This window comes from Delftia sp. 60 (assembly GCF_002754395.1).
Taxonomy (GTDB): Bacteria; Pseudomonadota; Gammaproteobacteria; order Burkholderiales; family Burkholderiaceae_C; genus Comamonas; species Comamonas acidovorans.
Genome location: NZ_PEFD01000001.1, coordinates 5252200 through 5267132, shown reverse-complemented (window position 1 = coordinate 5267132; position 14933 = coordinate 5252200). Strand labels below are relative to the sequence as shown.

Genomic DNA, 14933 nt, shown 5'->3' with positions numbered 1-14933 from the left:
TGATGTTTTTCCTGCAGAGCGGTCCTGTACAAGACTGGGCCTTGCGCGATCTGCGGTCTTCTATCAGATATCTGTTGCAGATCTGGGGCTTACCCCTAGCAAGTCGCCTGCTACCCAAACTGACAAGAATCAAGACTGTCTGGAAGCGAATGTCCTGCAAGCCGGCGCATGGTGCGGCCGGCCGGGCCTTCCGGCAGGGAGCAGCAATGGGCAAGGAACAAGAAGCGGGTTCGGCAACGGGATCGGGCGGGGCGCGCATCGTCGTCGTGGGCGGTGGCGTGGCGGGGCTGGAGATTGCCACGGCGCTGGGCAAGGGGCGCACGGGGGCCATCGGCTCGGTGACCCTGGTGGACAGCGATTCGGCCCATGTCTGGAAGCCCATGCTGCACACCATTGCGGCCGGCACGCGCGACCTGGCCCAGCAGCAGACCACCTACCTGGCCCAGGCCAGCGACGCCAGCTTTGCCTACCAGCCCGGCGAAATGTGCGGCCTGGACCGCGAGGCCCGCGAGGTGCTGCTGGCCCCCATCGAGGCGCCCGATGGCCGCGAGATTGTGCCGGGCCGGCGCATTGCCTACGACAGGCTGGTGATCGCCGTGGGCAGCGGCGCCAATGATTTCGGCACGCCGGGCGTGGACGAGCACTGCTTCATGATCGACTCGCGCCGCAAGGCCGATGCCTTCAACAGCGAGATCCGCCTGCGCATGGTGCGCTGCATGACCAGCGGCGAGCAGCTGCGCGTGGCCATCGTGGGCGGCGGCGCCACGGGCGTGGAGCTGGCGGCCGAGCTGGTGCAGCTGGCCGAGAGCGCCCGGGCCTATGGCGCGCTGGGCGAGGCCGCGCGCTTCGGCATCGTGCTGATCGAGGCCGGGCCGCGCCTGCTGCCCGGTTTTCCTGAAGAGATTTCCGAAGCCACGCGCCTGCGTCTGCAGGCCCTGGGCGTTTCGGTGATCGTCAACGGCCGCGTGCAGTCGGCCAGCGAAGAGGGGTTCGTGCTGGCCAGCGGCGAGTTCGTCCCCGCAGGCCTGCGCGTCTGGGCAGCGGGCGTGAAGGCCCCGGCCTTCCTGGCGCAGCTGGGACTGGAGACCACGCAAGGCAACCAGCTCAAGGTCAACGGCCAGCTGCAGACCAGCGACCCCCATGTCTACGCCGTGGGGGATTGCGCCAGCTTCACCCTGCCCGGTGCCAGCGTGCCGCTGCCGCCCACCGCCCAGGTGGCGCACCAGCAGGCCCGCTATCTGGTGGAGACGCTGCCGCGCCTGCTGAAGGAGCCGGGTTTCCGCCCCGAAGGCTTTGCCTACCGCGACTTTGGCGCCCTGGTGTCATTGGCCCATTACGACGCCTATGGATCGCTGGGCAAATTCGGCCTGTTCAACGGCGGCGTGATCCGCGGGCGCATGGCCATGCTGAGCCACATCATGCTGTACCGCTCGCACCAGGCGCGGATCTACGGCTTTTGGCGCGGGGGGCTGCTGTGGCTGATCGATTTGATGAATTCGCGCCTGCGCCCGTCGATCCGGCTGGACTGAGCAGCCGGGCCCGGCATCAAAGCAGCCCCTCGATGGGCAGCCAGCCCAGCACGCGCAGCATCAGGCGCTTGAATGCACTGCTGCCGGGCTCGGTGGTGGTGGTGAGTGGCTCAGGCGGCGTGCCGCTTTCCGTAGTCCAGCTCAGGCGGCCCTGTGCATCGATCTGCACATGGTAGGCGGCCGCTGACAGACTCTGGTCGAGCATGCGGCTCATCTGCGAAGCCATCTCGGGGCTGTCGATCAGCAGGCCCATTTCGGTGTTGAGGTGGGCCGAGCGCGGGTCGAAGTTGAACGAGCCCACGAAGATGCGCTCGCCATCGACCGCAAAAGTCTTCGCATGCAGGCTGGAGCCCGAGCTGCCGGGGCGGCTGCCCGAACCCACGCCCGACTTCCCGCCCGAGGACGCGGCGGGCGACGGTAGCCCTTGCCTGGGCTCGCCTGCATCGGCTGCGGGCGTGTCCGGCTCGCCGATCTGGCGGCGCAGCTCATACAGCTGCACGCCTTCCTCGATCAGCGGGCGCCGGTACCGGGCATAGCCGGCATGGACCACGGCCACGTCGGTCGCCTCCAGGCTGTTGGTGAGCACGCGCACGGCAATGCCCTGGTGGCGCAGGCCGGCCAGGGCGCGCACACCGGCCTCGGTGGGCACGAAGTAGGGCGAGACCAGGTCCAGCTGGCGCTGCGGCTGGCCGATGGCGGGTGCCAGCTGCGTGATCAGCAGCCCCTGCCTGGGCACCTGGCCCAGCACCTTGGCCGGGTCGTCGCTGACCAGGGTGGTGCGGGCCCAGCGCAGGGGCAGGCGGCCGGCCAGCAGCTCTTGCGTGAACGGGCTTTGCGCCACGGCGCGCACATAGGCCTGGGCCTCGGGGCGCTGCACCTCGGTGGCCAGGGCCTCGCTGGCGCGCGCCACCGCATAGTCGGGCAGCGGCGGCAGCAGGCTGGCCACGGGGTAGGCCGAGGCGCTGGCCCAGTACTGGTCGAACGAGTGCGCGATATCGGCCACCACCGGCCCCATGGCGACCACGTCCAGGTCGGCGAACAGCACGCCGTCGGTGGCCGCGAAGTACTCGTCGCCGATGTTGCGTCCACCCACGATGCTGGCCTGGCTGTCGGCCGTGAAGCTCTTGTTGTGCATGCGCCGCTGCGTGCGCGAGAAATCCGTCACATAGCCCAGCGCCTTGGGCGTGCGCTGCGCAAAGGGGTTGAACAGCCGCACCTCGATCTGCGGATGCCGGTCCAGCGCGCTGAGCTGCGTGTCCAGCCCCGCCGTGCCGCCGTCGTCCAGCAGCAGGCGCACGCGCACGCCCCGGTCGGCGGCCTGGCGCAGTTCGTCAAGCAGCAGGTGGCCCGTGGTGTCGTCACGCCAGATGTAGTACTGCACATCCAGCGTGCGCTGGGCCACGCGGGCCAGCAGGGCACGCGCCGCGTAGGCGTTGCGTGCATCGGAAAGCGCGTGGATGCCGGTAAGCCCCGGATGCTGGTCCAGCAGCGGTGCCAGCGCCTGGCCCAGCAGCGTGGCCTGGGCGGCCCCGGGCGGCAGCGCCGTGGATTCGCTGCGGCCGGCCAGCGGCGGCAGGCTGCAGCCTGCCAGCAGCAGGGCCAGGACGAGCGCCTGGGTGGTGGCAAGGGCGCGGCGCAGCAGCGGCATGGTGCGTTCGGTGTTTGCGGTGGTCAGTGCAGCCAGCGGATGAACAGCTGGATCACCGTGGCATTGACGATGTCGACGAAGAAGGCGCCCACCATCGGCACGATGAGGAAGGCCTTGTGCGAGGGGCCGTACTGGTTGGTGATGGCCTGCATGTTGGCCACGGCCGTGGGCGTGGCACCCATGCCGAAACCGCAGTGGCCGGCGGCCAGCACGGCCGCATCGTAGTTGCTGCCCATGATGCGGAAGGTCACCAGCGCGGCGTACAGGCCCATCACCAGGGTCTGGGCCGCCAGGATCACCATCAGCGGCGCCGCCAGCCCCGCCAGCTCCCACAGCTTGAGCGACAGCAGGGCCATGGCCAGGTAGATGGACAGCGAGGCATTGCCGAAGACGTCGATGGCCCGGTCGAATACCTGGAAGTGAAAGACATAGTCCAGCGTATTGCGGATCACGACGCCGCCTGCCAGCGCCCAGACGAAGGCGGGCAGGGAGAACAGGGTGCCGGCGGTGAACTGCGCCATGAACTCGGCAAAGCCCAGGCAGCCTGCGAACAGGGCCAGTGTTTCTATGGCCGCGCTGGTGGTGATCAGGCGCGTCTGCTCGGGATTCTCGAAGCCGCCGTGGCTTGCACTTTCGCCCAGCGGGGGCTGTTTTTCGGGGGCGGCTGCGGGGTCGTGCACGGCAAGCCTGCGGCGCGTGATCAGGGCCTTGGCCAGGGGGCCGCCGATCAGGCCGCCGATCACCAGTCCGAAGGTGGCACAGGCAATGCCCAGCGTGACCGCGCCCTGGATGCCGTACTCGCGCTCGAAAACCTGGCCCCAGGCGCCTGCCGTGCCATGGCCGCCCGTCAGGGTGACGGAGCCTGCGATCAGCCCGAACAGCGGATCGAGCCCGAGCATCGTGGCCAGGCTCACGCCCACCAGGTCCTGCAGGCCGATGAAGACGGCGACCACGGCCAGGAACAGCAGCAGCGAACGGCCGCCTTCGCGCAGCTTGGCGAAATTGGCGCTCAGTCCGATGGATGAGAAAAACACCAGCATGAAGGCCATCTGCAGCTCGCTGCTGAAGCTGAAGGTGTAGCCCAGGGTCTGGTTGAGCACGAACAGGGCGACGGCGGCGACCAGACCGCCGGCCACGGGCTCGGGGATGTTGAATTCGCGCAGCAGGCGCAGGTGCTGCACCAGCCATTTGCCCAGCAAAAGGACGAGGGCGGCGAAGATCAGGGTGTAGTAGGCGCTGAAAGTCAGGTGCATGGCTTCCGTGTTCTGGTGGGCGGGGCAAGGCAGCTCACCATACGATAGGCGGCATGCCGGGTGGCGATGTCAGGATAGCCACTGATTCCGAGGCCTGCTGAAAGTGCCCTTCGGTCGTGCCCTGCGTCAGTGCCCTGTCAGCTGGCTACGGGGCCGGGCCGCCTGTCCTCGACGGTGAAGCGGGCCAGCGTGTAGATGCGGCTGTCGGCGCGCATGGGGTTGGCCACGGCACGCAGCTCGCTGGTCCAGCGTTCGGGCGTGATGTCTGCCAGGCCATAGCCGCGTTCCTCGCAGCGTGCGTACAGCACCTGCGGGTTGTGGGCGACGATGGCATCGACCTTGGCCTGTGTGGTGCCGCTGCGCGAGGTGATCGAGGTGCTGCAGAACTCGCTGGCCACGATGGGGTTGCGCCGTTCGGGCGCGGCCTCGGGATCGGCGTGCACGGCACAGACGTAGTTCTGGTGCAGGTCGCCGCCCAGCAGCACGCTGTTGCGCGGCGTGGGCTGGGCGCCCGGCGTGAGGTGGCGCACCAGGCGCTGGCGCGCGGCCGGGTAGCCGTCCCAGCTGTCCGTGGCCTGCGATCCCGAAGGCGGCCGGTGCGCCGACAGCAGGGTGGGCTGGGCCAGGATGCTCCAGCGCGGCCCCTCGCTGCCCTGGTGGCGTGCGTCCTCGGCCAGTTGGCGGTACAGCCACTGCTCCTGGGTCCAGCCCAGGAAGCTGCGCGCCGTGTCCGACAGGGCCGCACATTGCGCAGGGCGCACGCTGCCCTTGTCTGCCTCGCCCTCGATGCGGCAGGCCTGGGCGCTGCGGTACTGGCGGCCGTCCAGCAGATGCAGCCGGGCCAGCCGGCCCCATTGCAGGCTGCGGTACAGCTGCAGGCCGCCGCCGCCATGCGATGCCCCGGCGCCCGTCAGCGCGCTGGCACGCAGCGGCATGTTTTCGTAGAAGGCCTGCCAGGCGGCCATGCGCCGGGCCAGGAAACGCGCGGCATCGCCCTGGCCCTGGTCGCCCGCGTAGTTGTTTTCCACCTCATGGTCGTCCCAGCCCACGGACCAGTTGCACAGGGCGTGCGCGGCCTGCAGCAGCGGGTCGCTCTTGTGCAGGGCGTAGCGGTCGCGGTAGTCCTGCAGGGTCTGCGCGGCGCGCAGGCTGTGCGTGCGGGCCAGGCCCAGCGTCATGGCGGGCGTGGCGTATTCGTAGATGTAGTCGCCCAGGAAGATCACCAGGTCCGGCGCATCCTGCACCACCTGGCGCCAGGCCGCGTAGTAGCCGTGCTCCCAGCGCTGGCAGGAGGCATAGGCCAGGCGCAGGCGCTGCGGCATGCTGCTGGGGGCAGGCGCCGTGCGGCAGCGGCCCGTGCCGCTGACCGCCTGTCCCAGCATGAAGCGGTAGTGGTACCAGCGGTCGGGCGCCAGTCCTCCCACCTGCACATGCACGCCGTGGCCCCATTCGGGCTGGGCCATGGCCTCGCCGCTGCGCACGATCTGGCGGAACAGCGGGTCGTGCGCCAGCTCCCAGCGGATCTTGAGCGCAGGCATGGCCGTGGTGTCGGTCTCGCCCAGCTGGGCCAGCGGTGGCGTCAGCCGCGTCCACAGCAGCACGTTGTCGGGTTCAGGGTCGCCGCTGGCCACGCCCAGCGTGAAGGGGTTGTGCGCAGGCCGCTCGCCCAGCCGGGCCCAGGCAGGCAACTGGCCCAGCGCCGTGGCCAGGCCCGAGCCGACCAGAAACTGGCGCCGCGGTGCAGGGACGGAGGCGCTGAAGGGCAGGTGCATGGCGGTTCGGGGCAGGTGGCGCAAAAAAGCGGGGAAAGACGGGGCGTGGCCTTGGGTGGATCAAAGGCCGGCGCCTGCGTTTCCAACTGGCTGCCATTGTGCGCCTGATGCCGTGGCAATGCAGTGCTTGCCGCGCTCCTTGGCCTGCAGCATGGCGGTGTCGGCGCGGCGCAGCACGTCCATGCCGTTTTCGTGGCTTTGCAACTGGGCGACGCCCGCGCTGAAGCTCAGGGGCCGGGGTGCGGGCTGGCCTGGGGTCTGCGCAGATGCGGGCAAAGGCGCCTGCTCCAGCAACTGCAGAAGGCGCTGCAGTGCCTGGGCGCCTGCCGTCTCCGGGGTCTGCGGCAGCAGCAGCACGAAGGCCTGGCCTTCATAGCGGCCCACCACGTCTTCAGGGCGCAGCCCTTGGCGCGCCAACTGGGCCACATGCACCAGCGCGGCATCGCCCATGGCATGTCCCAGCTCGGCATTGAGGGCCTGCATGCCGTCCATATCGACCAGGGCAACGCTCAGCGGCTGGCCATGGCGCTGTGCGCGTGCCACCTCGCGGTCCAGTGCCTCGCTCACGCCCAGGCGGTTGAGCTGGCCGGTCAGCGGGTCGTGGCGTGCGCGGCGCGCGGCCTCGTCCAGTTCCTGCTGCAGTGTTTCGATGCGGGCCTCGCAGGCATCGACATGGGCGCGCAGCGCCTGCAGCTCCTCCTGGGCCACGCGGCTGCCGGCAGCCATGGTGCGCGTGGCCTCCAGCACCTGCTGCAGCAGCGGGGCTGCGTCTTCCAGGCGCTGGATGCCGTCCAGCTGGCGTGCCGCCTCTTCCATGCGGGCGCCCAGCGTTTCGTTGCTGCTCGTGATCTGCGCCAGATGCTGGACGAAGCCGCCCAGCATGTCCCTGAGCGCCTGCTGCGCGGCGGCCATGCCGTCCTGCAACTGCAGGCGCCGGTGGATCACGGTCTGCAGCTCGCGCCGTGCATCGGCCAGGGGCGCGGGCGACAGCGGCGGGGTGATGGCCTGCTCGATGGCCGTGAGCTGCTGCACCAGCCAGCTGCCATGCGTGGGGTCCTGGGCCAGGTGCTGCACCAGGGTCTGCAGCAACTCCTGCATCAACTGCAGGACCTGAAGCTGGTCGGCGATGGCGAACGACAGCTGGTAGTGCTGGTCGTGCAGGCGCCGCGCCAGGGCCTTGGCATCCACGGGCGGCGATTGCAGCTGCTCCATCAGCTGCTGGTGCAGTTGCCCGGTCTTGGTGTCCTGGGTGTCCAGCAGCGTGGACAAGGCCTCGAAGCGCCGCGCCAACTGCTGGGTCAGGTCGTCGGGCAGGGCCTGGACGGGCGGCGGCACGGGCAGCTCCACGGGCCTGGCCTCATGGGCAGGCGGCTGCAGGGCCGCGTTGGCATAGGCGGTGATGACCTGCTGCAGCCCTTGCCAGTCGCTGCGCTCTATGGCGGCGCCCAGCTGGTCGCGCAGGCGCTTCTGTCCGGGCGTCTGCGCAGGCAAAAGCGCATGCACGTGGCGCAGCGGGCCCTGGGGAAAGCTGGCGGGGCTGGGCTCGCCAGCCGCCTGTTCATAAAGGCGGGTGTAGTTTTCCGGGGTGGGCGGCAGGCGGTTCAGCGCCAGTTGCCGCAGGGTTTCGCGTGCCAGTTCGGAAGCGGAGCGCTCGGCCATGGGTGGGCAGTTGTTTCAGAATGCAATGCCCTCCAGTGTGGCATGGCCAGCGCCCGGTTCACTGCTCGTTGACCATCACCAGCTTGCCCTGCACCTGGCGCGATCCCATGCGCGCATAGGCGGCGTGCAGCTCGGCCATGGGCATGGTGCGGTCGATCACGGGCTTGATCTTTCCCTGGCCGTACCACTGCGCCAGCTCCTGCATCATGGCCGCATTGGCCTTGGGCTCGCGCCGGGAGAACTCGCCCCAGAAGACGCCCACCAGCGATGCGCCCTTGAGCAGCGGCAGGTTCAGCGGCAGGGCAGGAATCGGGCCTGCGGCAAAGCCCACGATCAGATAGCGGCCGCGCCAGGCGATGGAGCGGAAGGCCGGCTCGGCGAAGTCGCCGCCCACGGGGTCGTAGACCACGTCGGGGCCCTTGCCGTCGGTGGCTTCCTTGATGGCGGCGCGCAGATCGCCCTGGCTGTAGTTGATGGTGGCATCGGCGCCCTGTGCCTTGCACAGCGCGCACTTTTCGTCGGTGGAGGCCGCTGCGATTACACGCGCACCCGCCGCCTTGGCGATCTGGATGGCGGCCGTGCCCACGCCGCCCGCTGCGCCCAGCACCAGCACGGTCTCGCCCGCGCGCAGCTGGCCGCGGTCGATCAGCGCATGGTGCGAGGTGGCATAGGTCATGATGAAGGCCGCAGCATCGACAAAGCTGAAACCGTCTGGCAGCGGCATGCACAGCGCGGCCGGCGCCAGCGTATGGGTGCCGAAGCCACCCGTGCCCGACAGGCAGGCCACGCGCTGGCCCACGGCCAGGTGGCTCACGCCTTCACCCACGGCCTGGACCACGCCCGCGTATTCCGAGCCCGGCACGAACGGCAGCTCAGGCTTCATCTGGTACTTGTTCTGCACGATCAGCAGATCGGGAAAGTTCAGGCTGGCCGCCTTCACTTCGAGCAGTACCTGCCCCGGGCCCGGCGTGGGCGTGGGCAGCTGCGTCCACTGCAGTTGATCGACGCCTGTGGGCGTGGTGCAAAGCCAAGCGTGCATGGTGGTTGTCTCCTGTGATTGAATGCCTGGCCGATGATAGGAGTGTGGTGGGAATGCCTCCTGTCCCTCGGGCGACGAGACGCCCGCCTACAATCGCCCGCAATCCCTGCTGTATCCATGAAGATTCTCATTTGTAACGACGACGGCTACCAGGCGCCCGGCATCCAGGCCCTGTACGAGGCGCTGCGCACGGTGGCAGACGTCGAGGTGGTGGCACCGGAGCACAACAACAGTGCCAAGTCCAACGCCCTGACGCTGAACGCGCCGCTGTATGTGCACCAGGCCCACAACGGCTTTCGCTATGTCAATGGCACGCCTGCGGACTGCGTGCACATCGCCCTGACCGGCCTGCTGGGCTACCGGCCCGACCTGGTGGTCTCCGGCATCAACAACGGCGCCAACATGGGCGACGACACCATCTATTCCGGCACCGTGGGCGCCGCCATGGAGGGCTTTCTGTTCGGCATTCCCTCCATTGCCTTCTCGCAGGTGGACAAGGGCTGGTCCGAGATCGAGGCCGCTGCCGCCGCCGCGCGCCAGCTGGTCATGGACATGCAATCGCAGGAACTGATCGGCCTGTCGCCCTGGCTGCTCAACGTGAACATTCCCAACATGCCCTTGTCCGCGCTCAAGCCCCTCAAGCTGTGCCGGCTGGGCCGCCGCCATGCGGCCGAACGCGTCATCACCCAGGAGAGCCCGCGCGGCGAAATGATGTACTGGATAGGCAGCGCAGGCGCGGCCAAGGATGACTCGGAAGGCACGGACTTCCACGCCACGGCGCACGGCCATGTGTCCGTCACGCCGCTGAAGGTGGACCTGACCGACCATGACAACCTGGGCTACTGGGCACAGACGGCGGCCAGGCTGGCGTCGGCCGGCCAGGGCGTGCAGGCAGCCCAGGGCGGGGCGGTGCAACCGTGAGCGAGCGCCGTCCCGGAGTTCCCTCGTGGGTGGCGCGCTCGGTGCAGACCCCTGCGCCGGCCTCGCGCGCGGCGCCTGCGCGCTCTGCGCTGGCGCCGGCCGGTGCCCGTGCCCCGCAACAGCCCTCGGGCATCGGCCTGGACTCGGCCGCCGTTCGCGCCCGCATGGTGCAGCGGCTGGCTGCCACCGGCATACAGTCGCCGGCCGTGCTGGCCGCCATGGGATCGGTGGAGCGCCACCGCTTTGTGGACAGCGCCCTGGTCAACCAGGCCTATGAAGACACCAGCCTGCCCATTGGCCTGGGCCAGACGATCTCCAAGCCCAGCGTGGTCGCCCGCATGACCGAGCTGCTGCTGGGCTCGGAAGCCGCGAAGTCGGGCCTGGGCCGCGTGCTGGAAATCGGCACGGGCTGCGGCTACCAGGCGGCGGTGCTGGCGCGCGTGGCACGCGAGGTCTATTCGATCGAGCGCCTGCGCGGCCTGCACGAGAAAGCGCGCAGCAACCTGCGTCCCTGGCGGCTGACCAATGTCCATCTGATCTTTGGAGATGGCATGGAAGGCTATGGCAGCGGCGCGCCGTATGCGGGCATCATCTCGGCCGCTGGCGGCGAGAGCATGCCCTCGGCCTGGTGCGACCAGCTGGCCGTGGGCGGGCGGCTTGTCGCCCCCATGGTGGTTACGGGTGGTAAGCAGGCACTGCTGGTGATTGACAAGAGTTCACACGGGTTTACGCAGTCGATTTTGGAGGCCGTGAACTTTGTCCCCCTAAAATCGGGCATCGCCTAGAAGGGAATAACTTATGTTGGTATCGCGAAGTCTTGGGGCTTGGGGAACGGTGGTGCTGGCCGGCATGGTTCTGGCAGGCTGCACATCCCAAGTGAACAGGGCTCCCGTGGAGGACCGTGGAACGACCACCACCTCCTCCACCTCTTCCTCGCCATCGGCAGCCGTCAAGCCGCTGCCCGGCGTCGAAAACGCCGGCAAGCCCGGCTACTACACGATCAAGCCCGGTGACACGCTGATCCGCATCGGCCTGGAAACCGGCCAGAGCTGGAAGGACATCGCGCGCTGGAACAATCTGGAGAACCCCAACCTGATCGAAGTCGGTCAGGTGGTGCGCGTCGTGCCGCCGACCAGCTCGGACAGCGTCGGCACGCGCCCGTCGTCCACTGCCTCCTCCACGCCCAGCGGCTCGCCCGTGGTGGCAACGCCGCTGCCACCCGTGGCATCGTCGGGCGGCTCCACGGCAACGCCTGCACCCGCACCGACCCCGGCACCCGCCCCTGCACCCGCAGCCGGCAAGGGCGCCGACGATGTGGACTTCATCTGGCCTGCATCGGGCAGCCTGATCGCCGGTTTTGACGAGGCGCGCAACAAGGGTTACGACATCGCAGGCAAGGCCGGCGATCCCGTGATGGCCGCTGCCGATGGCCGCGTGGTCTATGCCGGCGCCGGCCTGCGTGGCTATGGCAACCTGATCATCCTCAAGCACAACAACACCTACCTCACGGCCTACGCGCACAACCAGACGCTGCTGGTCAAGGAAGACCAGACCGTGCGCAAGGGCCAGAAGATCGCCGAGATGGGCAGCACCGACGCGGACCGCGTGAAGCTGCACTTCGAGGTGCGTCGCCAGGGCAAGCCTGTCGATCCTTCGCGCTACCTGCCTTCTCGCTGATGAGCCGCAGCACCAGGCAAACCGGACAAGCCCCTGCCCCGCAGGGGCTTGTTTCTTCTGCGCCCGGCGAATCGCCGTGGGAGCCGGTCGAGGACGAGGCCGAAGGCGGTGAGGTCGAGGCCGCCGCAGCCGAGCTGCGCGAGATCACCGTGCCGCCGGCCCAGCACGGCCTGCGCGCCGACAAGGTGCTGGCCGAATGCGTGGCCGAGTTCTCCCGCAGCTATCTGCAGCAACTGCTGGCGCAGGGCGCGGTCACGCTCAATGGGCGTGTGCTGGTCAAGCCGGCCACCAAGGTGGCCGCCGGCGACCGGATGGTGCTGGAGATGCGGCCCACGCAGCAGAGCATGGCCTTCCAGCCCGAAGACATGGCGCTGGACGTGGTGTATGAGGACGAGCACCTGCTGGTCGTCAACAAGCCGGCTGGCCTGGTCGTGCACCCGGCCCCGGGCAATTGGACGGGAACCCTGCTCAACGGCCTGCTGGGGCGCGACCCCAAGGCGCGGGAGGTGCCGCGCGCCGGCATCGTCCACCGCCTGGACAAGGACACCAGCGGACTCATGGTGGTGGCGCGCAGCCGCGCCGCCATGGACGCGCTGGTGGCCATGATCGCCGCGCGCGATGTCAGCCGCCAGTACCTGGCGCTGGCCCACAAGGCCTGGGGCCCGCGCAAGCGCCGCGAGGTCGATGCGCCCATCGGCCGCGACCCGCGCAACCGCCTGCGCATGGCCGTGGTCGACCTGGCGCAACATGCAGGCAAGACCGCGCGCACCGACATCGACCTGCTGGCCGGCAACGAGGAAGTCAGCCTGGTGCGCTGCACGCTGCACACGGGCCGCACCCACCAGATCCGCGTGCACATGGCATCGCTGGGCCACCCGCTGGTGGCCGATGCCGTCTACGGCGGCAAGGAGGCTGGCGGCATGGCGCGCCAGGCGCTGCACGCCTTCCGGCTGGCCTTCAACCATCCCATGACAGGCCAGGCCCTGGTGCTGCGCGCGCCGCTGCCGCCCGATATGGCACAGGCGCTGGAAAATTGGGGGCTGAGCTACAATCCCGCCGAAAGCCTCTGACCATCTCTCGCATGGCATCCGTGGAGCGCTTGCTTCCTCTTCTTTGATTCGGCGCACCCTGGCTGCCACCTCTGGTGGCACGCGCGCCTTTGTTCCCGAGACGCTGAGCCATGAATACGGTAGATGCCAAGCGGGTCCTGGAAACTGCATTGATCTGTGCGCCGCAGCCTGTCACGCTGCGTGAGCTGCGCTCGCTGTTCGATGACGTGCTGGGCTCCGACACGCTGAAGGACCTGCTGCTGGACCTGCAGAAAGACTGGGCGCAAAAAGGTGTGGAGCTGGTGCAGGTGGCGTCTGGATGGCGCTTCCAGAGCCGGCCCGAGATGCGGGTCTATCTGGACCGGCTGCATCCCGAAAAGCCGCCACGCTACACCCGCGCGACCCTGGAGACGCTGGCGATCATCGCCTACCGCCAGCCAGTGACGCGTGGCGACATCGAGGACATACGCGGCGTGACGGTCAACAGCCTGCTGATCAAGCAACTGGAAGACCGGGGATGGATCGAGGTCATTGGCCACCGGGAAACCGTGGGCCGGCCCTCTTTGTTCGCCACCACGCGCCAGTTTCTGGACGACCTGGGTCTGCAGTCGCTGGACCAGTTGCCCATGCTCGAGGAGCCCGAATCCCAGCAAAGCCTGTTCAAGGCGCTGGAAGAGTCGGGTGCGCAGGAATTGGCAGCGGACGAGGCCGCGCCAGCCGGTGACGCTCCCTTGCCCGAAGAGCCCCAGGGCGAGACAGATGCCTCGGGATCGGACGGGGCAGATGCCGCAATGGCAGCAGATGCGGCTCAAGCAGATACAGCAGACCTGGCGGTTGCGGCAGATGCAGCGGATGCGGCAGAGGCAACAGACGCAACGGATACAGCGGATACAACGGATACGGACGGCACTGCAAAGCAGGCCGAAGAAGGAAAGCCATGACGGGTAGTGATATCTCCAAAGACCAGGACGCCCAGCCGGCGTCCGATGAGGCCGGCGCGCAGCGCAAGGCCCGCCCCGCGCGCTCGCGCGCTCCCAAGGCCGGGGCGCGGCCCGGCGCCAAGCCTGTGCGCAAGCCGCGTCCGGCCGCCGAGGCGGTGCATGCCGAAGACACCGTGCAAGAGCTGGTGACGGCTGACGCATCAGAGTCAAGCGACTCAGGGTCTGTCGAAGGCTACGGTTTTGCGGACGTCATCTCGGGCGAACTCGACGCCGCCGAAGAGCGCGACGATGCCGCGCCTGCCAAGCGCGTGCTGCTGCCCCAGGTCGATTCGCCCAAGCTGCACAAGGTGCTGGCCCAGGCCGGGCTGGGATCGCGCCTCGAAATGGAGCAGCTCATTCTTGAAGGCCGCATCTCGGTCAACAACGAGCCTGCCCACGTGGGCCAGCGCATCCAGTTCGGCGACCAGATCAAGGTCAATGGCCAGCCCATCCGCTTTCGCATCGACCCGCCGCCGGCGCGTGTCATCGCCTATCACAAGCCCGTGGGCGAGGTCGTCACGCATGACGATCCGCAAAACCGTCCCACGGTGTTCCGCAAGCTGCCTCGCCTGCAGCATGGCAAATGGCAATCGGTGGGTCGCCTGGACCTGAACACCGAAGGCCTGCTGCTGTTCACCAGCTCGGGCGAGCTGGCCAACTCCCTGATGCACCCGCGCTTCGGCCTGGAGCGCGAATACGCGGCCCGCGTGCTGGGCGCGCTCAGCAAGGAAGAAAAGCAGCGCCTGACCGATGGCGTGCAGTTGGAAGACGGCGTGGCCGCCTTCGGCTCCATTGAAGACGGCGGTGGTGAAGGCGCCAACTGCTGGTACCGCGTGACCATTTCCGAAGGCCGCAACCGCGAAGTGCGCCGCATGTTCGAGGCGGTGGGCCATGCCGTGAGCCGGCTGATCCGCATCCGCTACGGCGCCATGGTGCTGCCGCGCGGCCTCAAGCGCGGCGCCTGGGTGGAGCTGGACCAGGCCGATATCCAGTCCCTGGCTTCGGCAGCCGGCATGCAGGCGCGTGCGCCCGCTGCACCCAAGCCACCGGCCGGAGGCCGCCGTGGTGGCCCGGCAGACCGCAACACCGTTCGCCGCGAAGGCGGCGGCCGCTACTTCGACGGCAATCGCCCGGCGCCCAACGCCATGCTCGACGGCCCGCGTGCCAAGCCTGCAGCCAAGGGCGGCAAGGCTGACGGCGGCCAGGGACAGGGCAAGGGGCAGGGCGGCGCAGGCGGGCGGGGCAAGGGCGGCGGCAGCCAGCAGCCCGATCCGATGCGTACATCGGTGGGCTACATCGGCTCCGACAGCCTCTCGCGTGCACGCCAGAACGCCAAGCGCAAGCCGGGAGGACGCCGCTGAAAGGCGGCCGGGCCGTCCGCCTTCTGGTTCATCCAGAGGTGGTCG

General features: G+C 68.8%; 12 protein-coding genes. 7 read left to right on the top strand and 5 right to left on the bottom strand.

The genetic code is table 11. The features are described 5' to 3' along the window. The first annotated feature begins 206 nt into the window (after positions 1-206). The gene (locus CLV01_RS23725; RefSeq protein ID WP_016447575.1) at positions 207-1529 is read left to right on the top strand and encodes an NAD(P)/FAD-dependent oxidoreductase; all 1323 of its coding nucleotides are present in this window, start codon (positions 207-209) and stop codon (positions 1527-1529) included. A 16-nt stretch (positions 1530-1545) separates the two neighbouring features. On the opposite strand, the gene CLV01_RS23720 is transcribed toward CLV01_RS23725, so the two are convergent. From CLV01_RS23720 to CLV01_RS23700, 5 genes are all read right to left on the bottom strand, one after another. After that, entirely contained in the window at positions 1546-3177 is a 1632-nt protein-coding gene (locus CLV01_RS23720) for a phospholipase D family protein (RefSeq protein WP_099733063.1), read from the bottom strand. Between the two features lie 23 nt (positions 3178-3200). Then, positions 3201-4430: a sodium/glutamate symporter gene (gltS, locus tag CLV01_RS23715; RefSeq protein ID WP_099733064.1), complete on the bottom strand. Its 1230-nt coding sequence runs from the start codon at positions 4428-4430 to the stop codon at positions 3201-3203. Between the two features lie 137 nt (positions 4431-4567). Then, positions 4568-6202 (bottom strand): alkaline phosphatase D family protein, encoded by a 1635-nt coding sequence (locus CLV01_RS23710; protein WP_099733065.1) that lies wholly within the window; start codon positions 6200-6202, stop codon positions 4568-4570. Positions 6203-6262: 60 nt separating this feature from the next. Then, positions 6263-7861 (bottom strand): GGDEF domain-containing protein, encoded by a 1599-nt coding sequence (locus CLV01_RS23705; protein WP_099733066.1) that lies wholly within the window; start codon positions 7859-7861, stop codon positions 6263-6265. A 58-nt stretch (positions 7862-7919) separates the two neighbouring features. After that, complete coding sequence (locus CLV01_RS23700; RefSeq protein ID WP_012206829.1) at positions 7920-8900, bottom strand: NADPH:quinone oxidoreductase family protein; 981 nt, start codon at positions 8898-8900, stop codon at positions 7920-7922. A gap of 117 nt (positions 8901-9017) precedes the next feature. On the opposite strand from CLV01_RS23700, the gene surE reads away from it, so the two are divergent. The 6 genes from surE (at position 9018) to CLV01_RS23670 (ending at position 14888) form a co-directional block, all read left to right on the top strand. Then, positions 9018-9821, top strand: coding sequence for a 5'/3'-nucleotidase SurE (surE, locus tag CLV01_RS23695; RefSeq protein ID WP_013801165.1), 804 nt, complete (start codon positions 9018-9020; stop codon positions 9819-9821). Next, positions 9818-10606: a protein-L-isoaspartate(D-aspartate) O-methyltransferase gene (locus CLV01_RS23690; RefSeq protein ID WP_065346020.1), complete on the top strand. Its 789-nt coding sequence runs from the start codon at positions 9818-9820 to the stop codon at positions 10604-10606. Before surE ends, CLV01_RS23690 begins: the two co-directional genes overlap by 4 nt. A gap of 13 nt (positions 10607-10619) precedes the next feature. Next, positions 10620-11498 carry a peptidoglycan DD-metalloendopeptidase family protein gene (locus CLV01_RS23685; protein WP_012206826.1) on the top strand — a complete coding sequence of 293 codons (879 nt, stop codon included), beginning with the start codon at positions 10620-10622 and terminating at the stop codon, positions 11496-11498. Next, on the top strand, positions 11498-12568 hold the full coding sequence (locus CLV01_RS23680) for an RluA family pseudouridine synthase (RefSeq protein WP_099733067.1): 1071 nt from the start codon (positions 11498-11500) through the stop codon (positions 12566-12568). Before CLV01_RS23685 ends, CLV01_RS23680 begins: the two co-directional genes overlap by 1 nt. A gap of 110 nt (positions 12569-12678) precedes the next feature. Next, positions 12679-13488, top strand: coding sequence for an SMC-Scp complex subunit ScpB (gene scpB, locus CLV01_RS23675; RefSeq protein WP_099733068.1), 810 nt, complete (start codon positions 12679-12681; stop codon positions 13486-13488). Then, a complete protein-coding gene (locus tag CLV01_RS23670; RefSeq protein WP_099733069.1) occupies positions 13485-14888 on the top strand; it encodes a pseudouridine synthase in 1404 nt (467 codons plus the stop codon). Before scpB ends, CLV01_RS23670 begins: the two co-directional genes overlap by 4 nt. Positions 14889-14933: the final 45 nt, after the last annotated feature.